The following is a 25,396-nucleotide window of genomic DNA, read 5'->3' on the forward strand; positions in this document are numbered from 1 at the left end:
TCGTGGGATTCACCAGGGCAAGCCGGCCAGGTACGCCGGCCCCTGAGGCAGGATCGGCGGCGCGACGAGCAGATCCGCGATCCGCTCGCTCGCGCGTCCGTCGCCATACGGGTTGTGGGCGCGGCTCATCGCGCGATAGGCGCTGCCGTCTTCCCACAGCTCGACCACCGCGCCGACCAGGCGCTCGACCTCGGTGCCGACGAGCCGCACCGTGCCGGCCGCGACGGCTTCCGGCCGCTCGGTGGTGTCGCGCATCACGAGCACCGGCTTGCCGAGCGAAGGCGCCTCTTCCTGGATCCCGCCGGAGTCGGTCAGGATCAGCCACGCGCGACTCATCAGATAGACGAACGGCAAATACTCCTGCGGCTCGATCAGTACGACGTTGCCGATGTTGCCGAGCAACCGCGTGACCGGCTCGCGCACGTTCGGATTCAGGTGCATCGGGTAGACGATCCGGCACTCCGGATAGCGCTTCGCGACGGTCGCGATCGCTTCGCAGATTTGCTCGAACCCGCGGCCGAAGTTCTCGCGGCGGTGCCCCGTGACGAGGATCATGCGACGCTCGTCGTCGACGAACGGAAAGCGCTGGCGCATCTGCTGCGCCAGCGCCCGATCGCGCGTCAGACGCGCGGTGACCGTCAACAGCGCATCGATCACCGTGTTGCCGGTCACGTGGATGCGGCCGGCGTCGACACCTTCGGCCAGCAGGTTCGTACGCGACGTTTCGGTCGGCGCGAAGTGGTGCAGCGCAAGCGCGCCCGTCACCTTCCGGTTCGCCTCCTCCGGCCACGGGGAATACAGGTTGCCGGTTCGCAATCCGGCTTCGACGTGACCGACTGGAATGCGCCGGTAGTAGGCCGCGAGCGTTGCGCCGAGTGTCGTGGTCGTATCGCCATGCACGAGCACGAGATCGGGCCGGAACGACTCCAGCACGGGATCGAGCGCGTTGAGGATGTGCCCGGTCAGGCCGCCGAGTGTCTGCCCGGCGCGCATCAGATCGAGATCGAAATCCGGCACGATGCCGAACAGGTCGAGCACCTGGTCGAGCATCTGGCGATGCTGGGCCGTCACGCAGACGCTGCAGCGCACGCCTTCGCGGGCGCGCAGCGCGTGAACGAGCGGTGCCATCTTGATGGCTTCCGGACGCGTGCCGAACGTCACGAGGATGTGTTCGTGGCGATGGGTCATCAGATTCTCCGTCGGCGGACCGCGCGATCCGCGGCGGTGTGTGAATCGGCGCCGTCGTACGCGTAAGCGCCGTAGTTGCCGTACTGCGCGGAGCGCAGCCCCGGCCGGAAGCCGTTGAACACGACGGCGGTCGTGCACGCACCGACGCGCTCGATCCGCTTCGCCGATTCGAGCAGTTCGCCCGTCGTGGTCACGCCGGAGCGCGCGACGAGCAGGATCGTGTCCGCATGCGCGGCCAGCACGATGGCGTCGGTCACGGGCAGCAGCGGCGGTGCATCGAGCAGCACGACGTCGTAATCGCGCGCCACGTGCGTCAGCGCCGCCTCGAGACGATCCGACGCCAGCAGTTCGACAGGCCGGTCGGTACGCGGGCCGGCGGGAAACAGGTCGACGTTCGGGGCAACGTCGTGCACGATGGCATCGGCGGCCGTCACGCCGCCGCGCAATACCGTCGACAGGCCGGCATCGGACCGCATGCCAAAGCGCCTGGCCAGCTCGCCACGGCGCAGGTCGCCGTCGATCAACAGCACCCGTTTGCCCGACTGCCCGAGCAATGCCGCGACGTTGGCCGACACGAACGATTTCCCGACGCCCGTGGAAGGCCCCGTGATCAGTACCCGGTTGTCGTCGAGGCGATCCGTCAACTGGAACCGCAGCGCCGTACACAGGCTGCGCAGCGCTTCGACGGCGGGGTCGTTCGGCCGTACCAGCGACAGCACCGAAGCTCCACCATCCGTCGCCGTGTCGCGCTGCGCGAACCGGCGTTGCACGGCACTGTGCGGAATCGTCGCCATTACGTTCAGGTCGGTATCGCGCTCGATCTCCACCGGATCGGTGATGCCGCCGAACAGCACCGCGCGGCCGATGACGGCGCACGTGCCGAGCACGAGCCCCACCAACGTGGCGATCACCGTGACCAGCGCCGGCTTCGGCCGCACCGGCTCGTCCGGCACGATCGCGCGATCGATCACGCGAACGTTGCCGATCCTGCTCGCGGTCGCGACGCGAAGCTGCTGGATACTGTTCAGCAAACCGACATAGATCTCGGTTTGCACGGTGACGTCGCGACGCAGGCGCACGACGTTTCGCTGTGCGTCGGGCAAGCGCCGGATCGTGTCGTTGAGCATGCCGATCTGCGCTTTGGCGGCGGCGATCTGCCGATCCACAGCCGCCCGCTCCGGGTGAGCCGGCGTCAGCATCGACGCCAGCGCCAGCCGCTTCTGTTCGAGCTCGAACAGCGATGTCTGCGCGGCGGTCGACTGTGTCAGCATCGCCTTCGCCTGCTCGGTCAGATCCACGATTTCATGGCGAGCCTGGTATGCGTTGAGGCGATCCTCGGCCGTACGCAACTGACGCTCCACCGTCGGCACCTGATCGCTCAGGAACGCCAGCGACTTCTCGGCGGTGGCCGCCTTGCGGTTCGCGTTCTGCCGCACGTAGTTGTCGGCGATCGCATTCAGCACCGCAGCCGCACGCACCGGATCATCGCTTTCGTACGACACGCCGATCACGCCGGACTGGTCCTTGCCGCGGTTCGCGATCGTCATCTTCTTCTGCAGTTCGGCGAGCACCACCTGCTTCGAGTAAGCCTTCAGGACGAACCGCGCACCTGTCCGGGCGTCGATGGCGCCGACCCGGAGCGTCACGTCGCCGGCGGCGGTCGCCACGCGCAGCGGCTCGCCGATCGCGCCCTCCATATCGCGGCCGAGATCGGCGCCGGACAGGCGATAGCGGCCGTCACCCAGCACCGTGACGACGAACGTGTGCTCTTCGAAGCTACGCGGCACATCGAACGCCGTAACGTCGATCCGTTCCTGGCCCCACGCGAACCCGCCGATCCCGAACAAACCGGGTGTCGACAGCCCGCGATTGAAGCGCGCGATGACGGGGCCGATCAGCGGCACGCGGTGCGGCCGCGCGTCGATGTACAGATGCTGGAGATCGACGACCGGTTCGGTCACGAGCCGCGAACGCAGGATTTCCATTTCGCCGTCGTCGGTCGACTTCACGTCGAACAGCGCGCCGAGGCCGCCGACGAGCCCGCCTTCCGCCATGCTGCGCAAGTCGGAGCCGCCGCTTTCCACCTGCACGGTGATATCTGCCTTGTAGACCGGCTTCGCTACGAGCGCATACGTGGCGCCGAGCGCGGCGCACGCGGCCGTGACCGCGACGATGCGGCCCGCGTGCGCGATCAGCAGGTCGAGGATGCCGCGCACGTCGAGCTCGTCGACATCGCGCGAAAAAGGTTGGCGTGGATTCGATGTATTCATGCGAGGCTCACTGCAAATGTTCCGGCGCATTCGCACCGATATCCGGCGGCCGCGACCGATTCTGTTCGAGACGTGCGATCCGCTCGGCCCAGTCGACGACACCATGCTCGATGAGCTTCATCGTGTAGTCGTACACATGGCGGCTGCGGCGGTACGGATCCGGAACATCGATCTGGTAACGCTCGGCAAGGCGATACACGCGACCGCGCGTCGTCGGGTAAGTCCGCTCGATCAGGTGTTGATGCGCGAGCTCCATCACGAGAATCAGTTCCGCCCACCGGCACATGCGATCGTCGACGCGCCGGGCCCGATGCACGGACAGGTCGAAGCCGCGCCCGGTCAGCAGCTCGTTCATCACCGGGTCGATCGCCATCCCGCCGATCGCCGCGACGCCGGCGGACTCGACCGTGCGGCCGGACAGTTCACGCGACAGCAGCACTTGCGCGGCCGGGCTGCGGCAGACGTTGCCGGTACACACCACTAGGATCCGTTTCATTATTTCGTGACGATCGCGGCGGTCAGGCCCGCGTTGATGGCTGGCAACAGTTGCGAGAGCACACGGCCGAAGCGCGCGAGCTTCGTACTGTCGACGTACACGACGTCCCGCGGCTGCAACTCGAATTCGTTGGCCAGTACCATCGACACCGGCGAACGGCCGTCCAGATGAAACACCCGTGCCTGCCGGTCGGCACCGGCCCGGATCACATAGGTTTGCTTCGGATCGGCCGTGCCCTGGTTCACGCTGCCCGCCTGCGACAACGCGTCGGCCAGCGTGAGACGGCCGTTGCGCAACGGCAGCGCCGTCGTCGGCCGGTTGACTTCGCCCATCACGTACACGCCGAACTGGTCGCGTGCGCCGACCTGCAGCAGGTCGCCGTTACGCAGCACGATGCGCGACGGATCGAGGTGCTCGCGAACCAGCCCCGGCAAATCGACCGGATAGGCGGTGCCGCCGCGCACGATCGTCATGCGACTCTGATCGGCGTCGGCCGTGAAGCCGCCCGCTCGCGTGACGGCCTCGAGCAGCGTCATCGGCGTGTCGTTGACAGGTTGCGCGCCCGGCGCATGAACTTCGCCGTCGATGTAGACACGATTGGCGCGATACGACGCCACACGCACCGTCACTTGTGGCGCGACGAACCACTTCGAGAGCAACTCGCGCAGCGCCGCCTGAATCTCGTGCGTACTCATGCCAGCGACGTGGATTTCACCCGCGTACGGAAACGTCAGGTTGCCGGCCTGATCGACGACGAAGCCCGACGGCGGATCCGCGGGGCGTGCCGTCTGATTACCCGGGTTGCCCTGTGCCGCCGCCAGTTCGGGGTGGTCCCATACGGTGATCTGCAGCACATCGCCTGCGTCGATTGCGTAAGGTGCCGGCGCGGCAAAGAGCGCCGTGCGCGTACGTTCCCCCTGTGCACGGGCATCGCGCCGCTGGGCCGCAATCAGCGTGCCGTCGATCGGCCCGATGGGTACCGACGCCGCTTCTTGCGAGACGCTCCCACGTTGAGGCCGGTCGAGCGATGCGGCATCGATGCGATGCATCGACACCGCCAGGCCGCTTTCGTGAGTCTGCGTCGAGATCTCGCCCTGGTGCGTCGCATCGACCGTGAGGTCCATGTGCATCCCTGGCTCGACCGCGCAAGCGCACAGCAGCACGATGGGCAAGACCGCCATCACCGATCGTAAACTTCGCTCCCGTGAGCGGGACTGATTTCCAGTTTCCATTCCTGTTATCCAAACCGCGTGCATCGACGCGTCATTCAATAAGCATTGCGATGCGTGAATCCGCACAGAACGGTCACCGCCACGATCCGCACGTCGAGCGCCAACGACCAGTTGTTCAGGTAGTAGAGGTCGTGCTCGATCCGCTTCTGCATCTTTTCGATGTGGTCCGTCTCGCCGCGAAATCCATTGATTTGAGCCCAACCCGTCACACCGGGCTTGACCCGATAGCGCTGGATATAGCCATCGACGCGGTCCTGATAGAAGACGTCGTGCTCCACCGCGTGCGGACGCGGCCCGACCACCGACATGTCGCCCTTCAGCACGTTGAAAAACTGAGGGAGCTCGTCGAGACTCGTCTTCCGCAGCAGCGCACCGAGGCGCGTCACGCGCGGATCGCCTCGCGTTGCCTGTCGGATTTCTCCTTGCTCACCCGTGTCATGCAAACACATCGTTCTGAACTTGTAGATCGTGAATGGCTGCCCGTAAGCGCCCATCCGCCGTTGCCTGAACAGTGCCGGACCGGGTGACGAGAGCTTGACCGCGATCGCGACAACAGCCATCAGCGGCGCAATCAATACCAACGCGAGACAGGCGAAGGTGCGATCGAAGATCGCCTTACCAGCCAACGCCTGTGGCGACAGCGGTCGCACGACAAGATCGAGCGCAGGCGCAAAAGAGAGATTCGTCCTGGACGAGCTGAACGGCGTCATCTCCGTCAGATCCGGTATGAAACGAATATCCACGAGATCCTTGCTGAACGCGCGAACGATCGCACCGACGTTGTCGGCCGCCGAAAGGGGCAACACGATCCAGACTCCCTCGACGCGCTCGCGACGTACGCACTCGACGAAGCTCGTCAGATCTCGATGAACTTTCGCGGCGCCGGCATCGACCGCCGATACCCGTGCCATGTCGAATATCGAGGTAACGCGTACTCGCGAGTTTGTGTCCCGTTCGGCGCGCCGTGCATATTCGAATCCGTGCTCGCCCTGACCGACGACGGCAACGGGCCGACGCATTGCGCGCAGCGACGCCGTGTAGCTGCCAGTCCAGCGCTGTACGCTGACCGACGTTGCACATCCGATCGCCGCAAAAACGAACCAAGCCGCCACCCAACCCGGCATGGGCATGCTCTGCCCGCTGATCAACGTCGCGAAGGCAGCACCACCGGCCAGAACGGCCGGCAACCCTGCAACCGTCAACCGTACGCGATGAAGCATCACGCGGCGAGCGTGTTCGCCACGAAAGACATTCGACGAGAACAGGATCAGCATGAACGGCATCAACAGCGCGATCAGCATCGCATCGGACTGCGAATACGACGAGCCATCGACCCATTGCTTCGCCGCCACCGCCGCGGCCACGAGCAGACACACATCTATCAACCGATTCCAGATAGCTCTTCCGCTGACGAATCGGATACTCCGAGCATGATCGAACGAACGCATAAGAGCTGGTCGATTTTCCATCGAAGCGGATCGACGACGCTGGCGTGGGCAACCCCACGCGTCACACCGTCACGGCCCTCGATCGAGCCGTGCCTGAAGGAAAACCATTCCCCACTATTTAGGATTACAGATTTATATCTTTCTCAAAGAGTCACCAATCAACACCAAACATCGGAAAATTATCGATCTAGATGGCGGAACTCAGAGATTCGAAATGACCCACCATGCAGAACCTCCCTAAAATTTTTTGCCCATCGACATGGTGAAGTACGAATACTGCCACCATGAGCACACCCGAAAAATCGGACGAGTACTAAATTGGCTTATTTTTAATTTTGTCTTGTCCCAATCTTTTTCAAGTCAATCTTGCCTACTCAAAGGAAAGTCAATCGTCAAGCATGTGACCGCGTGAACAATGCAGTAGACCTCTTTCTTCGATCTCCCTCAGGACCTCGTCACCGCGTCGAAAATCCAGCTTGATTGAGATTACGTCCAGTGTCCCGTTCTACTTGTATCCGCACACGGCCCAGCATTCAGGAATTGACCCACCGGCATTTTCGAGAAATGCCAAGTATCGAGAAACACTCGCTACCCGTGCTAGTCGGCGAATAATCTTACAAAAACGAATAATCGGCACACGTTACTCGTACTCGTTCCATATTCATCCCGAGAGCCATTTCGTAACATCGTCGGCAATCCAAACGGCCGATCGAGAGACCATGCATCGGCTGACAGGCCCATCCGTTCGAGGTCGAAAATTCGCTCTGTCCGTTCTCTGATCGCCGTGCCCGGGCCGCCCCCGACGCCGGCGCAAGCACCCGTTTCTCCCCGCACCACATCAGTGTCCCCGCGCCGTGCCCGGTCGTTACGTCGATCGGGGCAAAATGCCGGAAAGCTAGTCGGCCCGTTCCGCATCGCATGCCTGACCAGTCTCGCGCTGTCGCTTCACGGTGTCTCGCATGCGCAAGTCCAGATCCCCAATGCGGGTCAGTCATTGCGCGACGTCGAAACGGTCCGCCCGACACTGCCGGCCCCCGCCGCACCCGACCTCGCGATTCCCGCACCGGGCAAAGAATCCGCGCCCGCGACACCAGATGGACCACGCATTTCAGTCAGCGCGTTCGACATCGAAGGCAACCACGCAATCGACGCCGCGCCACTGCACGCGTTGCTTGCCGATCTCGTCGGCCAGGCGCTCGACTTCACCGCGCTGAACGAAGCGGCCGGCCGGATCACCGCCTATTACCGCAAGCGCGGCTACGCGCTGGCCCGCGCCTACCTGCCGCGTCAGGACATCGAGAACGGCGTCGTCCGCATTGCCGTCGTCGAAGGCCGCTACGGGCAGGTCGAACTGCACAACCGCTCGCGCGTACGCGACGGCGTGTTGCGCCAGCCGCTCGGCGCCGTGCAGGCAGGCGACATCGTGCGCGGCGCGGATCTCGAACGCGCACTGACCTTGCTCGACGAACTGCCCGGCGTCGCCGCGAAGGGCACGCTGCGTGCCGGCCAGCAATCCGGCACGACCGACCTGCTGATTGATGTGGAACCCGGCCCATTTGCCACCGGCTCACTCGAATTCGACAACTTCGGCGATCCGGTCACGGGCCGTTATCGCGCCACCGGGGCCGTCACCGTCAACTCGCCACTACGGCTCGGCGACCAGTTCTCGCTGCGCGGCCTCACCAGCAATACGAACCAGCAGTACTACCGCGCCATGTACCAGGTGCCGGTCGGTCCCGCGTCGACGCGGATCGGCGTCGCCTTCTCCGACATGGGCTACCGGCTCGGCAAGGAAATGCGCCCGCTCGGCTATCACGGCCGCGCGAGCGTGCGCAGCGCGTTCGTCACGCAGCCGCTGCTGCGCAGCCGGCGCGCGAGCGCCAGCACGCAGGTCATCTACGAGAACAAGCACCTGCGCGACGACTACGGCGTGTTCGAGCTCGTCAGCGACAAACGCGTGGACCTGTGGTCATTCGTCGTCACGGCGAACAGCAATGACGAACGGTTCGGCGGCGGTCGGAACGTGTTCTCGGCCACGCTCGGTATCGGCCGGATGAGCGGTAACGATCCGCTCGGCATGAACCGGTTCTCTCACACGCTCGGCAGCTTCGCGAAGCTCAACGTGAACGCGATGCGGCTGCAGGCGCTGGGCTCGCGGCTGCAGTTGACCACCCAATTCAGTGCCCAGCTCGCATCGCGCAATCTCGACTCATCGGAAAAATTCATCCTCGGCGGCCCGTACGGTGTGCGCGCCTACGCACTCGGCGCGGGTAGCGGCGACCAGGGTTGGCAGGCGAGCGCCGAGCTGCGCTATCTCGTCGCGCCCGGCTGGCAGGTCAGCACGTTCGTCGACACGGGCCGGATGCAGATCAACAAGCAGCCGTGGATACGCGACGAACTCAACACACTGCAACTGTCGGGCACGGGGGTTGGCGCGAGCTGGTACGGCGCCAGCCGGCAGATCAGCGTCACCGCCGCCTGGCCGCTCGGCAACGCGGACCGCACGCAGTCGGTCACCCGCGCCCCGAGCGTCTGGTTACAGGCCGCGCAGTATTTCTGAGCGGCCGGTAACGCGGTCTGGCCATGGCTTCGCGTCGGCCGGACCACACCGGCGGGCAGCCTCGCTGCCCGCACCCGAAGGGGCGGGGTCATCCGCCCATCTGATTCGATTCGTCGCGCACACGGGCGAGGTCGTGCCGGCGAAGCGAACCAACCATGAGGAAACAACAACGATGAACAAGACCTATGCATTGGTATGGAATGGCGCACGGCGCTGCTGGAGCGCGGTCGGGGAAACCGCGCGCCGCCGCGGCAAGGCGAGCGGCGGCAAGCGTGCCGCCATCACCGCCGTCTCGTTGCTCGGTTTCACTGCGCTGCCCGCGTTCGCACTGCCTTCCGGCGAAGCGATCCTGTCCGGCAAGGCCGACATCCTGCGCACCGAAGACGGTCGCACGATGAACATCAACCAGCACACCGACAAGCTCATCACCAACTGGCAAGACTTCAGCGTCGGCGGCGGCGAGCGCGTGTCGTTCCATCAGCCGGACAGCCAGTCCCTCGCGCTCAACCGCGTGATCGGCACCAACGGCAGCCGCATCGACGGCCAGATCAGCGCCAACGGTCGCGTGTTCCTCGTCAACCCGAACGGCGTGCTGTTCGGCTCCGGCGCGCAGGTCAACGTCGGCGGCCTCGTCGCATCCACGCAGAACCTTTCGGATGCCGACTTCCTCGCCGGCAACTACCGCTTCTCCGGTTCCTCGACGCAATCCGTCACCAACGACGGCACGATCACGGCTGCCGACGGTGGCAGCGTCGCACTGCTCGGCGCACGCGTGGCCAACAACGGCGTGATCCAGGCGAAGATGGGCCGCGTTGCGCTCGGCGCAGGCAACGCGTTTACCGTCAACTTCGACGGCAGCGGCCTGCTGAACCTGCAAGTGAATGGCGGTGCAGTCGATGCACAGGCATCCAACGGTGGCCTGCTGAGGGCCGATGGTGGTGAAGTCCTGATGACCGCGCGTGCAGCGGGCAATCTGCTCGACGCCGTGGTCAACCACACCGGCACGATCGAAGCGCGCGGCCTGAATGCACGCGGCGGCAAGATCACGCTCGACGGCGGTACCGTGAAGGTCGGCGGGAAACTCGATGCAAGCGCAGCCGATGCCGGCGCACCGACTGGCTCGATCCTGACCCGCGGCGAGCGCGTGGACGTCGCGAACGACACGCAAGTCGACACGAGGGCGGGCCATACCGCCGGCACGTGGACCATCGAAGCGGCCAACGCAAGCGTCGGCGATACGGCCGGGGCATCGAATGCGCGCGGCTTCAACAACAACTCGAATATCACGGGCAACGAGGGCGTCGGCCATGGCGGTGGAGGTTCGAGCACGTTGAACGCCTCGATCGCGGCAGATACGCTGTCGCGCAACCTCGGTACGACCAACGTCGCGCTGACCAACACGAAGCACGACCTCGCGGTCGGCGGGCCGGTTTCGTGGTCGAGCGACAACACGCTGACGCTGACCTCCGCCACCGGCAACGTCAACCTGCGGAAGTCGCTGTCCGCCTCCGGCAACAACGCACGCCTGCTGGTCAACGCCGCGAACCGCATCGACATCGACGACGCCGTGACGCTGACCGGCCGAAATGCCCATCTCGAACTCAATTCGAAGGCCGGTCATGCGTTGTCCAAGCAGGCCGTCGTCACGCTGTCCGGCCGGAACGCGTCGTACCGTTCCAACGGCGACGACTACACCGTGCTGCACACGCTCGACGATCTGCGCAACGTCGATGCGAACCTTGGCGGCCGCTACATACTCGGCAATGCCATCGACGGTAACCACGCCAGCTTCCGCAGCATCGGCGGCACCCGCTTCTTCAACGGAAAGTTCGATGGCCTTGGCAACACCATCAGCCGCCTGAACATCACCAACCCCGGCTTCAACGCCGTCGGCCTGTTTGCGGCAAACACCGGCTGGATCGGCAACCTTCGGCTCGATTCCCTCGTCGCAAACACCACGGGAGCACGCTACGCCGCGGCGCTTGGCGGTCTCGTCGGCATGAATGTCGGTGGCCAGATCAGGAACGTCGACGCGACGAATATCACGGTCAGCGGCAACGGCAGCGCGTCCGGCATCGTCGGTGGCCTCGTCGGGCGCAACCTCCGCGGCACCATCGAGAACGTTCGCTTCGCGGGCAAGGTGTCCGGACGCACGGATAGCCTCAGCGTCGGCGGCCTCGTCGGTCGAAACGACGACGGTACCCTGCGCAACATTTCTTCCAACGCCACCGTTTCGGCCGGCATCGGCGGCTACGTCGGCGGCCTCGTCGGATACAACAGCGGCACGATCGAAAACGCGACCGCGAGCGGCAACGTCACGGCTGAAAAATACGCGACCGTAGGTGGACTCGTCGGCACGAACGCCGCCGGCGGCGTCATCCGCAACGTATCGACCGACAACACGCTCGTGGCATCCGAATCGTTCATCGGCGGTATTGCCGGCGAAAACGAAAAGGGAGGCCTGATCGAAAACGCCTCGTCATCGGCCACGATCGGCGGCCGCGACGCGAAAGGCGGCCTCGTCGCCATCAACCGGGGAACACTTCGCGCATCGCATTCGCGCGTGACGTTGAGCGGCAGCCCGACCGACTTCGGCGGTCTCGTCTGGTTCAACGAGGGCGTCATCGAATCGAGCTCGGCGTCCGGGCCGGCAGCCAATTTTCCGGCGGTCAACGTCAATATCGGCACGCTCGACGACAAGACAGCCATGTTGTCCGTGAAGTAACCGTCGCGTTTCGGATCGGTCATGCCGTAACGGCGCGGGGCGGCGCACGCGCACTTCCCCGCGCATCCGATCCGTTCAACCGGGGCATCTGGATGCCGTGCGCATCGAGCAGATGTTCCGGTCATTTCGTGCAAATCAATCCAGTCATCAGGACGTCACCACCATGAACAAGACCTACGCATTGGTGTGGAATCACACTCAGGGCACCTGGACGGCGGTCGGGGAAACCGCACGCCGCCGTGGCAAGACCGGCGGCAAGCGCCTCGCCACTGCCGCCGTCTCGCTGCTCGGCCTCGCCGCCCTTCCGGCATTCGCCCTGCCCAGCGGCGAAGCGATCGTCTCCGGCAAGGCCGACATCGTACGCACCGACAACGGTCGCACGATGAACATCAACCAGCACACCGACAAGCTCATCACCAACTGGCAGGACTTCAGCGTCGCCAATGGCGAACGCGTCGCATTCCACCAGCCGACCGACCAGTCCCTCGCGCTGAACCGCGTGATCGGCACCAACGGCAGCCGCATCGACGGCCAGATCAGCGCCAACGGTCGCGTGTTCCTCGTCAACCCGAACGGCGTCATGTTCGGCGCCGGCGCACAGGTCAACGTCGGCGGCCTCGTCGCGTCCACGCAGAACCTGTCGGATGCCGACTTCCTCGCCGGCAACTACCGCTTCTCCGGCTCGTCGTCGCAAGCGGTCGTCAACGACGGCACGCTGACGGCCGCCGACGGAGGCGGCATTGCGCTGCTCGGTGCACGCGTGACCAACAACGGCGTAATCCAGGCAAAGCTCGGCCGTGTCGCGCTGGGCGCCGGCAGCGCATTCACGGTGAACTTCGACGGCAACCGCCTGTTGAGCGTCCAGGTCGACGGCGGCGCAGTCGATGCGCAGGCGTCCAACGGCGGGCTGCTGAAGGCCGACGGCGGCGAAGTCCTGATGACCGCGCGTGCGGCAGGCAATCTGCTCGACGCCGTGGTCAACAATACAGGTGTCGTTGAAGCCCTCGGCCTGACCGGACACGGCGGCAAAATCACGCTCGATGGCGGTACCGTGAAGGTCGGCGGCACCCTCGATGCAAGCGCAGCCGATTCCGGTGCGCCGGCAGGGTCGGTCACGACCCGCGGCGAGCGCGTGGTCGTCGCGAACGATGTGCAAGTCGACACGCGGGCGGGCCATTCCGCCGGCACGTGGACCATCGAAGCGGCCAACGCAAGCGTCGGCGATGGCAGTGGCGCTTCGAGCACGTCGAACACCTCGATCGCGGCAGATACGCTGTCGCGCAACCTCGGTACGACCAACGTCGCGCTGACCAGCACGAAGCACGACCTCGCGGTCGGCGGGCCGGTTTCGTGGTCGAGCGACAACACGCTGACGCTGACCTCCGCCACCGGCAACGTCAACCTGCGGAAGTCGCTGTCCGCCTCCGGCAACGACGCACGCCTGCTGGTCAACGCCGCGAACCGCATCGACATCAACGACGCCGTGACGCTGACCGGCCGAAATGCCCATCTCGAACTCAATTCGAAGGCCGGTCATGCGTTGTCCGGCAAGCAGGCCGTCGTCACGCTGTCCGGCCAGAACGCGTCGTACCGTTCCAACGGCGACGACTACACCGTGCTGCACACGCTCGACGATCTGCGCAACGTCGATGCGAACCTCGGCGGCCGCTACGTGCTCGGCAATGTCATCGACGGCAACCACGCCAGCTTCCGCAGCATCGGCGGCAACGCCGAATTCGCCGGCACGTTCGACGGCCTCGGCAACACGATCGGCCGGCTGTCGCTCTTCAATACCGCATCGAACGTCGGCCTGTTCGCGGCAAATACCGGACGAATCACGCATCTCGTCCTGCGCGACATCACCGTGAAAGCCTCAGGCTCGCACGGCGCCGTCGGCACGCTGGCCGGCTACAACACCGGCTCCATATCGGACATCGTCGCGCACGACATCTCCGTCCAGTCGCGCGGCCGCTCGATGGTCGGCGGCCTGGTCGGTTCGAACCGCGGCGGCACGATCGATCACGCAAGCGTGTCGGGGCAGATCGACGGCGACGGCGACACGATCGCGATCGGCGGGCTCGTCGGCGAGAACGTCGATCGGGCAGGCAGGACCGCCGCGATCCGGCACGTTCGGGCGGACACGCGTGTTTCCGTTGCCGGCAGCGGCATGGCGGGCGGCCTCGCGGGCATCAACTCGGGCCGGATCGATTCCGCATCCAGCGCGGGCACGGTCGTCGCGACCGGCGATTCGGCCACGGCCGGCGGGCTCGTCGGCATCAATGACGGCGGTGTCATCGTGGAGTCGTCGTCGACTGCCTCGGTCGAGACGCGCGACAACGCCATCGCGGGCGGTCTCGTCGGCGTCAACGCCGGTACCGTTCTCTCGTCGAGCGCGACCGGTGCGGTCAAGGTCGGTCACGGCAGCTTCGCGGGCGGCATCGCCGGCTTCAACTTCGGCAAGCTCGACGGTGTGAGCGCCAGCGGCAACGTCACGGCGGGCGACTTCAGTCAGGCCGGCGGACTCGTCGGCTCGAACACCGGCGAGATCACGTCATCGCAGGCAACCGGCAACGTGACGGCAGGCGACGCGAGCCTGGTCGGCGGGTTTGCCGGATACAACGCCGGCATGATCAGAGCCGCGTCGGCGACCGGCAGCGTGAACGCCGGACGGCGATCGTCGGTTGGCGGCCTTGCCGGCGCCAACGATGGGGATATCGTCATGGCATCGGCCGCAGGCGCCGTCACGGCTGGCGACGATAGCGCCGCCGGCGGGCTCGTCGGCGACAACCGGGGCAAGATCGACGCATCGCGCGCGTCCGGAGCCGTGCGCACCGGTCGCGACAGTACGGCAGGCGGCCTCGCGGGAACCAACCACGGCACCATCGATGCGTCCCGCGCATCCGGCAATGTCACGGCGGGCAACGTGAGCCGCGTCGGCGGCCTCGTTGGCGACAACAGCGGGCGCATCCGTCAATCGCACGCGTCGGGCAACGTGTCTGCCGGTCGCCATGCCGAGATCGGCGGCCTGGCGGGCCGGAACACCGGGTCCGTCAGCGCATCGTCCGCAACGGGCGATGTCCGGGCAGACGATCAGTCCGATGCTGGCGGCCTGATTGGCGTGAATTTCGGGACCATCGAGCAGTCGCAGGCAGCGGGCAGCGTTGCCGCGGGCGTGAGGAGCCGGGTCGGCGGGCTCGCGGGCCATTCGACCGGCACCGTGTTCGGGTCTCGCGCAACAGGCGCCGTGCACGGTGGCGATTTCAGCGACGTAGGTGGCCTGGTCGGGAGAAACCATGGAACCATCAAGCAGTCGTCGTCGAGCGGCACCGTTTCCGCTGGTCTGCTTGCGACGCTCGGCGGCCTCGTGGGCACGAACGTCGGCTACGTCGGTCAATCGTCGACCACGAGTCGCGTCGCGTTCACCGGTAACGCGGGCCAGCGTTATGGCGCGCTGGCGGGGGTCAACGAGGGTGAACTGGTCGGCGACACGGCTTACCGGTTCGACGCGTCGATGCCGCTCGTCGGGTCCCGTCTCGCGTCGATCGATCGCTAGGCGCCGACGATAGCGGAAGCCGCTCGCAAGACCAGCGAGCGGCTTCCGCGAGTGCCAGGCGCGGCCGACTCGCGATCGCATCGCGGTAGCGTCTCGATGCGGTTTGCGACGAGGCGGTTTCGGCCGCCGCCCGATGCCTTCGCGATTCCTTTTCTTCATCCGGCACGCCGATGATTCGGCCTGTCGGAATCCTGAATAACCGGTTTGACAGTCGACGTGCCGGAGCAGATGCCCACACGCTCGAATTCAGAAAATCGCTTCGCTCTCGGCTTCCCCGTCCGTTTTCCATCCGCGGTACGGTTCATCAGGCGATCGCCTTACCCGACGGCAAACCTTCGGCCACGCTTCATGCCCACGCCATGCCCGACCCCGGCCGCACGCTTCATCCGTCCGGCATCGCACTGTCGCTTCCCGATCTCCCGCACACGCAGGTACCGAATGCCATGCAGTCGCTGCGCGACGTCGAAACCGTCCGTCCGGCACGCCCTGCGACGACGTCGTCCCCAAGCCAGACTTACGGCGCACTCGCGGGTATCCACTACAGGGCGCCGAGCTGCAATTGCGCGAACAGCAACCGTGTCGCGCTGGTCGGTAGCAACCGCGGCCTCTTGAAAGACCAAGTGGGGGGAATGGACGAAGGCCAGCGCGGGGAAGCACAACGGCAAGCCGGCCTCCGCCGCAGCAACATACCGGGTTCCGGTATGGCCCTCAACCGATACGGTCGTGTACGACGCGTTTTTTAAAGGAATTCGTTCTTGTCTCATTTCCACGCGGCCTTGAAACGACAAGAATTTAGCGTTTGGTATTCGCCCTCCAGCCGAAGGCGTGGCGATCAGTCGAATCCGGTCAACGCTCGGCCATCATTGTTCAGGAAAGGGGAAGTAGATGAGAATCGGAATGTCCGCCGCGTATCGTGCGTGTTTGATGATCGGGGCACTCCTGCCCGCAACGGCGTGGGCGGACGTGAAATGCTACAACATAGTCGACGGTATTAAGACTGACCAGGCGTCGGTCGCGTTGATCCCGTCCATGTCCCCTCCCAGCTTCAGCCCGTTGGTACCTGTTGGCACGGTATTGATCCGGCAGGAACTGCCGTCCACAGGAAAAGCCTTTACGCTGCATTGCGACGGTAGTATCCGGAATAATCTGTACACCCGGGAGGGTGTACAGGGCCAGTACAACACGTGGCCAACCAATGTCGCCGGAATCGGTGTGCGCATTCAGTTTACCGGGAGCGGCGGCGGTATCGGCGAATGGTGGCCGCACCGCGACGACTCCATGAATGTCATTACCGGCGAATACAATGGCAACCGAAAATTGCTCATCGAGTTTGTAAAGACGGGGCCCATCAGCGCAGGCGGGGCACTTGTGGGCGAAATCGGAGCCGGCTGGGCTCGCGACAAATTATTCAAGTTCATGTCATTCCAGGTTGCCGGCGGCGGCATCACCATCACGCCCCGCGTGCCGACCTGCAAGGTCCGGGAGAAGACGCTCACCGTGCCGCTCGGCGACATCGCGGCCTACAAGGTCCTGCCGACGGTCGGTTCCACGTCGGAGGCGAAACCCTTCAAGATCGTGCTGGATTGTGACGGCGGCGAAGAAGGCAGCATCACGAAAACCTACATGACGCTGACCGACGTGAACAACAACGCGAATCTCAGCGATACGCTCACGCTGTCGCCCACCGAGACCTCCGCGAAGGGGCTGGGCGTACAGGTGCTGAACGGCACGAAGCCGGTCTCGTTCGGACCGGACAGCAGCGTGACCGGCAACCCCGGCCAGTTCTATACGGGCACGACGCAGAACGGCGTACTCGAGATTCCGCTGAGCGCGCGCTACGTGCGTACCGGGATCATGAACAGCGGCACTGTGAACGCGCGCGCTTCGTTCACGATGAATTACCAGTAAGCTGCGTCGGGCCGCCGTCGGCGCCCGTCACACACGCTCGGCCGCATTCGTCGGCCGACATCCGCGCTTTATCGCTCATCGCTCAGGCATGCGTTCCGAGACGGTGGTTACCCCCTCTCCTTCTCACGCCCCTTTCGCCTCCGGTTCGCTTCGCGCCGACGTATTGCACCCACCTGATCGAAACGTCGATCGTGCTATCCATCACGACCGATTTACGACCATATTGATTCGCCATCCAAATCAATATTGGATGACCAATTTTCCATACATCCCGACCAGCCATCGCCGATCAGGCGTGCATCCCTGATACAGAATCGGACCGCATGCGCGCACATCGTCAAATCTGGCTAACACTCTGGCGCAAACGCTCGAACGCCCCGGGAAAATTCATTAATTAGTACGTGTACTAGTGATTATTGAACTCTATTCGATCTCGTCCAATTTCCTCGATTCCGGCGAATTTCGATAATTGACACCGAAATGTAAGGCACTGCTCACCAGCGAAACAGGCGGGCAACGCCTCTACCTTTCACCCTGTCAACTTATCGTTAGAGAACGAGAATATGAAAATCGCAACGCGCACTCACCTCCTTTCGACGCTTCTGGCTGTGGCAGGCCTCGGCCTGGCGTCGGCTGCCAATGCGGCGGACGGCACGATCACGTTCACCGGCAACGTCACTGCCGCAACCTGCAAGATCGACGGCACCGCCGCCGGCGCGACGTCGAACAAGTCGGTGCCGATGCCGACGGTCAGCTCGGGCGCACTGAATCAGGAAGGCGCAGTGGCAGGCCGCACCGCATTCGGTTTCCAGCTGTCCGGCTGTGCTGTGGACACCGAAACGACCAAGGGTAACCCGACGAAGGTTCAAATCGCATTCGAAAACGCGACGAACGTCACGCCCGACGGCAAGCTGTCGCTCGACAAGGGCACGGCGGAAGCACCTGAAGCCCAGAACGTCGTGCTGCAGATCCTCAACGACCAGCAGAATCCGGTCGTCGTCGGCGCGAACGCGGAGAACCAGAACTCGCAAGTCGTGACGATCGGTTCGGATGGCGGCGCAAAGCTGAACTTCTTCGCGGAATACCGGGCAACGGGTGTCGCCACGGGCGGTTCGGCGAACTCGAAGGTTCAGTACTCGGTGGTCTACCAGTAAAGCATTGCGAGGCCCGTTACCCGGCGGGTCTCGCTTTCCGGTGCACCGCCTTCCATAAAACTATTAGAAGCCGCCATGAAAGTCATCAAATCGCTCCAATCCATTGCGCTGATCTCTGCCCTGATCGCCTCGCAAGCCTATGCGAGCGTGGTGATCTCTGGCACCCGCGTCATCTTCCCGAGCAACGAGCGTGAAGTGACGATCAAGCTGACGAATGACGGAAAGACACCCGCGCTCGTCCAGACCTGGATCGACACCGGCGATCAGAATGCGTCGCCGGAAACCATCAACGTGCCGTTCACGCTGACACCCTCGATGTTCCGGATGGAACCGAACAAGGGGCAAACGCTGCGGCTGGTCTATACGAACGAGCCGCTGCCTGCCGACAAGGAGTCGCTGTACTGGCTCAACGTGCTCGAAATCCCGCCGAAAGCGGAAGACGGCACCGATCGCAACCAGTTGCAGATCGCCTTGCGCACGCGAATCAAGATCATCTTCCGCCCGGAAGGCCTGAAGGGCGAAGCAGTCGCCGCACCGGCCCAGGTTCGCTGGGCGGTCGCACCCGGCAAGCAGGGCGCCTACGTCCTGAAAGCCACGAACCCTACGCCGTTTGTCGTCAATATCGGCAGCATCCTGCTGCATGCGGGCGGGCAAAAGTATGACGCGGGCGCAGGCTACGTGCTGCCCGGCGCCACCCAGGAATTTCCGGTCGCCAAGCTTCATGCAAAGCCGGCTGCCGATGCAAAAGTGCAATTCAACAGCATCAACGATTGGGGCACGTCGGCCAACAACGAGCAGCCGTTGTCGATCCAGCCGTAACGCCGGCTGATTCCACGCCCCTGATCACCGGCGAAGCGGGCCTGTCATGCCCGCTCGACAGGCCCGCTCAAGCCGATCGCCGACTGACCCACCTTCTTCTTCGTTCTAACGCGGCCTGTTCGATATCGCGAACGCATGCGTCGCATGTGTATGCGCCAACGGAAACGCACGCACAACCCTCAACTGGAGTGCCGGGGAATGATTTCGCCGATTCAACGTTCGTGCGTCGAGGTATCCAGCCTGCCGCGGCTGAAACCTGTCTACGCGCTGGTGCTGTCTAGTCTTGCCGCATGGTCGGCCGAAGGTCGCGCGGACGTACTGGAGCCGGCCCAGCCTGCCGTCGAGCGAATCCAGCTTGCACAAACCGATTTCGCCCAGGCGACTTTCGATCCCGGCTTCCTGAACAACGGCGGCGGGCAAGCGGTCGACATCTCGCGCTTCTCGCGCGGCAACGTCGTGCAACCCGGCACGTATACGGTTGACCTCGTCGTGGGTATCGACTGGGTCGGGCGCTACAGCATCACGTTCAACAGTGCCCCGGGCACGCCCGACGCACAGCCCTGCTTCGACGAGAAGCTGCTGCGTCGCATCGGCGTCGATTTCCAGAAGCTCGCGGCCGAGACCGTTGCCGCGATCACGGTCAAGGGAGAATGCCGCCGGATCGGGCAGATCATTCCCGAAGCGAGCGTATCGTTCGACTTCAGCGAGCAACGGCTCACGCTCAGCATCCCGCAAGCCTCGCTCGTGAACCGGGCCCGGGGCTATGTCAGCCCCGACCAATGGGATGCCGGCGTGCCCGTCGGCATGGTCGACTACAACCTGAACGTCTACAGCTCGAAGGTTCGCGACAGCCGCACCGACACGCAGGCCTACCTGGGCCTGAACGGCGGCGTCAACATCGGCAACTGGCATTTCCGTCATCAGGGTTCGTACACCTGGTCGCAGCGCAACGGCAGTCAGTACGAGAACCTCTCGACCTACGTGCAGCGGGATCTTCCGTCGCTGTCGTCTCAACTGGTGCTCGGCGAAACGTTCACCTCCGGCGAACTGTTCGACTCGACACAGTTCCGCGGCGTGCGACTGTCCACCGACGACCGGATGCTGCCCGATTCGCTGCGCGGCTATGCGCCGGTCGTGCGCGGCGTCGCCAACTCCAACGCAAAGGTCACGATCCGCCAGAACGGCATGACGCTCTACGAGACGACCGTCTCGCCCGGCGCATTCGAGATCCGCGATCTCTATCCGACCGGCTACGGCGGCGATCTTCAGGTTGCCGTCACCGAGGCGGACGGTTCCGTACACACGTTCTCGGTGCCTTACGCGGCCGTTCCGCTGTCGCTGCGGCCCGGCATCCAGCGCTACAGCTTTGTCGCGGGTGCGCTGCGCAACCAGCAGAACTCCAGCAATCCACTGTTCGCGCAGGCAACGTATCAGCGCGGCCTGACCAACCTGCTGACAGGCTATGGCGGCATCACCGTCGCCGCCGGGTACGCGTCCGCGATGCTCGGTGGGGCCTTCAACACGCCGTTCGGCGCACTCGGCCTCGACTTCACGCAGGCCACCACGTCGATTCCGGGCGTCAAGCGCTTCAACGGGTCGAGCTTGCGGGTCAGCTACTCGAAATCGATCGTGCCGACCGGCACCAACGTCTCGATCGCGGCCTACCGCTATTCGACGAACGGCTATTTCAACCTGAACGACGCGATGAACGCCCGCGACGCGGTACGTATCGGCTATCCCGTCGATACGGTGTGGCGACAGCGCAACCGCGCGTCGTTGATGCTCAGCCAGCGCCTCGGCGACAAAGCGGGCCAGCTCAGCCTGACCGCATCCGCCGCGAACTACTGGAATCGCCCCGGCTCCGACGTCAACTATTCGGTCGGCTACAACAACTCGTTCCGAAATATTTCGTACAGCGTATCCGCCACGCGCCAGCGCAACCTTGGCGGCGAAATGAGCACGCTGTATTACGCGAGCGTCACGATTCCGTTCGGCCGTACCAGACCGACGACACTCACGAGCAACGTCTCGCACGACACGCAAAGCCGCACGCAGGTGCAGTCGGTGCTGTCCGGCTCGCTCGGCGTCGACAACGATCTGTCCTACAGCGTCGCCGCGAACCACACGAACGGCAATGGCGGCTCGAGCACCGACGGCAACGGCAACATCACGTATCGCGCCCGCTTCGCGGAACTCAACCTCAGTGCCGGCGGCAGCTCGAACTACCAGCAAGGCTCGGTCAACATCCGCGGTGCGGCGGTTGCCCACCCGGGTGGCGTCACGCTGTCGCAGCCGCTGTCGGAAACGTTCGGCATCGTCGAGGCGAAGGGGGCGGAAGGCGCGCGGGTGACGAACGCTTCGGGCGTGCGCGTCGACAGCCGTGGCTACGCGATCGTGCCGTTCCTGACGCCGTATAACCTGAACACCGTCGAACTCGATCCGAAGGGCATTTCGATGGACGTCGAGCTGAAGGAGACGAGCCAGCAGGTTGCGCCGCGCGCGGGCGCCGTACCGTTCCTCAAGTTCGAGACCGACACCGGCCGCTCGGCCGTGATCGTGGCACGCAAGTCGGATGGCACGCCGATTCCGTTCGGCGCGGCCGTCACGGACGAAGCAGGCAAGGAACTCGGCATTGTCGGTCAGGGCAGCAAGCTGTTCGTGCGCGGCCTGAAGGATAACGGCGAACTCCTCGTCAAGTGGGGCAACGATCGCCGCTCGGTCTGCCGGATCACGTACAACCTGCCGGTCAAGGCCAGCAAGCGCAAATCGACGTCGTACCAGCAGATCACCAGCATGTGCCGTCTCGGCGCAATCTGATTCGACGCCTTCATGTGCAGACAACGCCCGCTTCAGCGGGCGTTGTCGTTTCCGGGCGCCGAACGCGTGGCCCAATCGCCCGGGTTGCGCGATTCACACGTGCGTCAGGCCGCATCAGCGCCCGGCATCCGCCAGACGAGTCAATGCGTCATCGATACTGCGACGGAATCCCGGCCAGTTCGCCATGAACGCGACCAGATCGTCGTCGAGTGCCGCAGCCTTCTCCATCGCTGCACAGGCATCGCGCGCCGTGTTGTCGCCGACCAATGCGAAGCCACCGCGCATCGAATGCAGCTCGACACCGATCGATGCGATATCGCCGGCAGACAGAGCCGCTTCGAGCACGCCGAGCGAGTGCGACGTGGCCCCACGCAACGTCCGGCGGATTTCATCCGTCACGACGAGCGCTGTATGTTGGGCATGCGTGGCCGTCGCATCGCCGGTGATTCCGTCACGCCCCGCGTGCGAACCACCATGCCGTCGCAACACCGCATCGAGCACATCAATCGACAATGGCTTGAGCACCACCTCGACTGCACCGACCTGTGCACAGCGGCGACGATCGTCGTCAGTCGCGTGCGCGGTCATCGTGATCACCGGCACTTTTGCGCCCTGCTCGCGCAGGAAGTTCGCCAGTGCGAAGCCGTCGAGCTGCGGCATGCTCAGATCGGTCAGCACGACATCGAACGGATGCACGAAGTACGCACGCATCGCTTCGACACCGTTCTCGACGATCGTCGCGTCGTGACCGAGTGCGTCGAGCTGATCCCGCAGCAGCGCACGGCTGGCCGGGTGATCCTCGGCCACCAGCACGCGCAGCGGCTGCACGTCGTCGCGTCGGTCCGGCGTTTGCGCGACGAGCGCCGCATCCGGCTCCGGCTCGGTGCCACGCCAGCCGGCGGGCGCGTCGGGCAGCGGCAATCTGGCCACGAACGTCGAGCCTTCACCCACGCGGCTCTCTACCGTCAGTTCGCCCTGCATCAGTCGCGCGATGCGGCGACACAGCGGCAATCCCAGCCCGGTGCCGCCGAATCGGCGATAGATCGATGCGTCGGCCTGCATGTAGACGTCGAACAGCGTCGGTAACGCCTCCTCGGGAATACCGACACCCGTATCGCGTACCGCGATTTCGACGTCGCCCGCTCCGACGTTATCGCCCGCAAGCCGAGCATCGATCGCGATGCCGCCGCGTTCCGTAAACTTGATCGCATTGCCGACGAGGTTCGACACGAGCTGGCGCAAGCGCGTCGGATCGCCGGTATAGCCGCGGGCCAGTTCCGGTGCGACGCGGCATTCGAGCGCCAGCCCCTTCGCTTCGGCGAGCGGCCGGAAGATCGCCGCGACGTCCTGCAACACGCGCCGAAGATCGAACGGAATGTGCTCCAGCGCCATCTGGTTCGATTCCGCCTTCGACAGGTCGAGCACGTCGTTGATCACGCGCAGCAGCGCATCCGACGACGAGACGATCGTCTTCAGGCGGCGCTGCTCGGCCGCCGGCAGATCGGCCCGCTCCATCAGTTCCAGGTTGCCGACGATCGCGTTGAGCGGCGTGCGGATCTCGTGACTCATCGTGGCGAGAAACGTCGACTTCGCCTTGTTGGCGTCATCCGCCGCGATGCGCGCTTCCCTCAGCTTGTCTTCCGTCAGCTTGCGGGTCGTGACGTCGGTCAGCGTGCAAAGCAGCACGTCGACACCGCGAAACTTGGTTCTGACGACATGAACGGCAAGATAGACCGTATCGCGTCCCGCCCGCTCGACGGCGAACTCGTGCTGCACGACGCGGTGCCGGTCGCCCGCACCGTCGTCGCGCTCCCGATAGGCTTGCCAGATGCGCTTGCCGAGCGGCAGCCCCGTTGTGTCGCTGTCGTAGGCAAGCACGGCTTCGTTGCGCACGACCGTGTCGCCGTCGGCCACCGACAGCAGCAGCAGCCCGGCGGGCGCATGGCGGATCAGTGTCCGGTTGAACGCCTCGCTTTCGATCAGGCGGATCGCGCGCCGGTTCGCCGGCAGCAGGGCGCGCCGGTCGAACAGGACGATCGTGAACCAGAGCAGCGCAATACCGAACAGCGCAATGCCGAGCGTCACGCTTACGCGAACCCACGTCGCTTGCGCCACGCTGCGCCACGAGAAGGTCGTCAGCATGACGAGGCTCGAATTGGGCAGTCGGTCGCTGACGACGAACCGCGTGCCGATCCGGCGCACGATCACGTGCTCGCCGATCGGATCGCGCGCGCCGGCCAGCGCGTGCCCGATCATCGCCGGATCGCGCAGGCGCCCGAACACGATATTCCGGCGCGCGTCGACGACGGCGATTTCCTCGTCGTCCGAGTCCGGCGACATGACGTCGCTGAGTTTGAACGTGCCGTTGAACACGATCCAGCCGAACGGCCGCCCGGCCGCGTCGTCGAGCCGCCGGGCGAATCGCACGAGCGAGCGCCCGACGACCGGATCGAAGCGGCGATCGAGCATGAACGTGACGTCCTGCATGTCGGCCTTCTGCTTCGCCGCACCGGTGGGCATCAGCGCGGCAATCAGCGCCTTCACGTCGGTATCGGGCGGCAGCGCACGTGTGCGCGCCACGAGCCCTTCGCCCAGCACGGCAAGGAACGGAGCGTCGAGCCCGATCAGATAGCCGCCGAAGGGTTCGGTACCGGCCGGCTGGGGCCGATATCGCGCATACGTGCCGACCAGCCCGAGCACGGTGCCGAGATACCGTGTATATGATTCGGCGGAATGGTCCGCACCGACCCCGGCCAGCAAAAGGATCGGCTGCCGTCCGCCCTCGGTCCGCACCGGCAGCCGGCCCTGCTCCGCCGAAAATGCCCGGAACACTTCCGGCGACGGTTGCGCGTTCCGGTTCCAGGCCTGTTCCAACCGGTTCCCGAGATCCAGCAATAGCCGGTCCGCAGTCCGCTGCGTCGCGTAAAACACGGTTTCGCGCTGCAGAAACGTCGAACGGGCCCGCGAGTAATAATCCTGCACGTCGAGCCGCATGACGAGCGCCGCACAGACAAGCATGAACAACGTGACCGCCGCGCCGCCACCGTACAGCAGGAACTGCTGCTGACGCCGGACCCGGTACGGATCGAACGCCTTGTGGCCAGTCGCGGCCGTGGCCGCGTGCGACGCGAGTTTTTTCAGTTTTGCGGGCATGGATCGTTATCGGCGGCGCAGGACGGAAAAGTCAGGTTCGGTACGCGCGTCCGCCATGCTGCTCGGCCGGATC

At 64.7% G+C, this 25,396-nt stretch carries 13 protein-coding genes; 7 read left to right on the forward strand and 6 right to left on the reverse strand.

The genetic code is table 11. The annotated features are described in order from the left end of the window. Positions 1-9 precede the first annotated feature (9 nt). The 5 genes from wecB to G3N99_RS04970 are packed head-to-tail and all read right to left on the reverse strand — an operon-like array spanning position 10 to position 6,634. Positions 10-1,188: a UDP-N-acetylglucosamine 2-epimerase (non-hydrolyzing) gene (gene wecB, locus G3N99_RS04950; RefSeq protein ID WP_174939475.1), complete on the reverse strand. Its 1,179-nt coding sequence runs from the start codon at positions 1,186-1,188 to the stop codon at positions 10-12. Then, on the reverse strand, positions 1,188-3,458 hold the full coding sequence (locus G3N99_RS04955; RefSeq protein ID WP_206121787.1) for a polysaccharide biosynthesis tyrosine autokinase: 2,271 nt from the start codon (positions 3,456-3,458) through the stop codon (positions 1,188-1,190). Before G3N99_RS04955 ends, wecB begins: the two co-directional genes overlap by 1 nt. Before the next feature lie 7 nt (positions 3,459-3,465). Further along, positions 3,466-3,954, reverse strand: coding sequence for a low molecular weight protein-tyrosine-phosphatase (locus G3N99_RS04960; protein ID WP_241011479.1), 489 nt, complete (start codon positions 3,952-3,954; stop codon positions 3,466-3,468). Beyond that, entirely contained in the window at positions 3,954-5,186 is a 1,233-nt protein-coding gene (locus G3N99_RS04965; protein ID WP_241011480.1) for a polysaccharide biosynthesis/export family protein, read from the reverse strand. The genes G3N99_RS04960 and G3N99_RS04965 overlap by 1 nt, the downstream gene beginning before the upstream one ends. Before the next feature lie 35 nt (positions 5,187-5,221). Continuing rightward, a complete protein-coding gene (locus G3N99_RS04970) occupies positions 5,222-6,634 on the reverse strand; it encodes an undecaprenyl-phosphate glucose phosphotransferase (RefSeq protein ID WP_206121788.1) in 1,413 nt (470 codons plus the stop codon). Between the two features lie 994 nt (positions 6,635-7,628). Here G3N99_RS04970 and G3N99_RS04975 point away from each other — a divergent pair. From G3N99_RS04975 to G3N99_RS05005, 7 genes are all read left to right on the forward strand, one after another. After that, the gene (locus G3N99_RS04975; protein WP_241011481.1) at positions 7,629-9,194 is read left to right on the forward strand and encodes a ShlB/FhaC/HecB family hemolysin secretion/activation protein; all 1,566 of its coding nucleotides are present in this window, start codon (positions 7,629-7,631) and stop codon (positions 9,192-9,194) included. Positions 9,195-9,366: 172 nt separating this feature from the next. After that, positions 9,367-11,919, forward strand: a complete 2,553-nt coding sequence (locus G3N99_RS04980; RefSeq protein WP_206121790.1) for a filamentous hemagglutinin N-terminal domain-containing protein — start codon at positions 9,367-9,369, stop codon at positions 11,917-11,919. 163 nt (positions 11,920-12,082) lie between these two features. Further along, positions 12,083-15,472, forward strand: coding sequence for a GLUG motif-containing protein (locus G3N99_RS04985; protein WP_206121791.1), 3,390 nt, complete (start codon positions 12,083-12,085; stop codon positions 15,470-15,472). An 897-nt stretch (positions 15,473-16,369) separates the two neighbouring features. Next, entirely contained in the window at positions 16,370-17,380 is a 1,011-nt protein-coding gene (locus G3N99_RS04990) for a fimbrial protein (protein ID WP_206121792.1), read from the forward strand. Positions 17,381-17,943: 563 nt separating this feature from the next. Then, complete coding sequence (locus tag G3N99_RS04995) at positions 17,944-18,534, forward strand: fimbrial protein (protein WP_174939491.1); 591 nt, start codon at positions 17,944-17,946, stop codon at positions 18,532-18,534. A gap of 75 nt (positions 18,535-18,609) precedes the next feature. Continuing rightward, positions 18,610-19,353 (forward strand): fimbria/pilus periplasmic chaperone, encoded by a 744-nt coding sequence (locus G3N99_RS05000; RefSeq protein WP_206121793.1) that lies wholly within the window; start codon positions 18,610-18,612, stop codon positions 19,351-19,353. A 198-nt stretch (positions 19,354-19,551) separates the two neighbouring features. After that, a complete protein-coding gene (locus G3N99_RS05005; protein ID WP_206121794.1) occupies positions 19,552-22,170 on the forward strand; it encodes a fimbria/pilus outer membrane usher protein in 2,619 nt (872 codons plus the stop codon). Between the two features lie 114 nt (positions 22,171-22,284). Here G3N99_RS05005 and G3N99_RS05010 read toward each other — a convergent pair whose 3' ends face one another. Next, entirely contained in the window at positions 22,285-25,323 is a 3,039-nt protein-coding gene (locus tag G3N99_RS05010; protein ID WP_206121795.1) for an ATP-binding protein, read from the reverse strand. Positions 25,324-25,396: the final 73 nt, after the last annotated feature.

The organism is Burkholderia sp. Ac-20392 (assembly GCF_017104585.1).
Lineage (GTDB): Bacteria > Pseudomonadota > Gammaproteobacteria > Burkholderiales > Burkholderiaceae > Burkholderia > Burkholderia lata.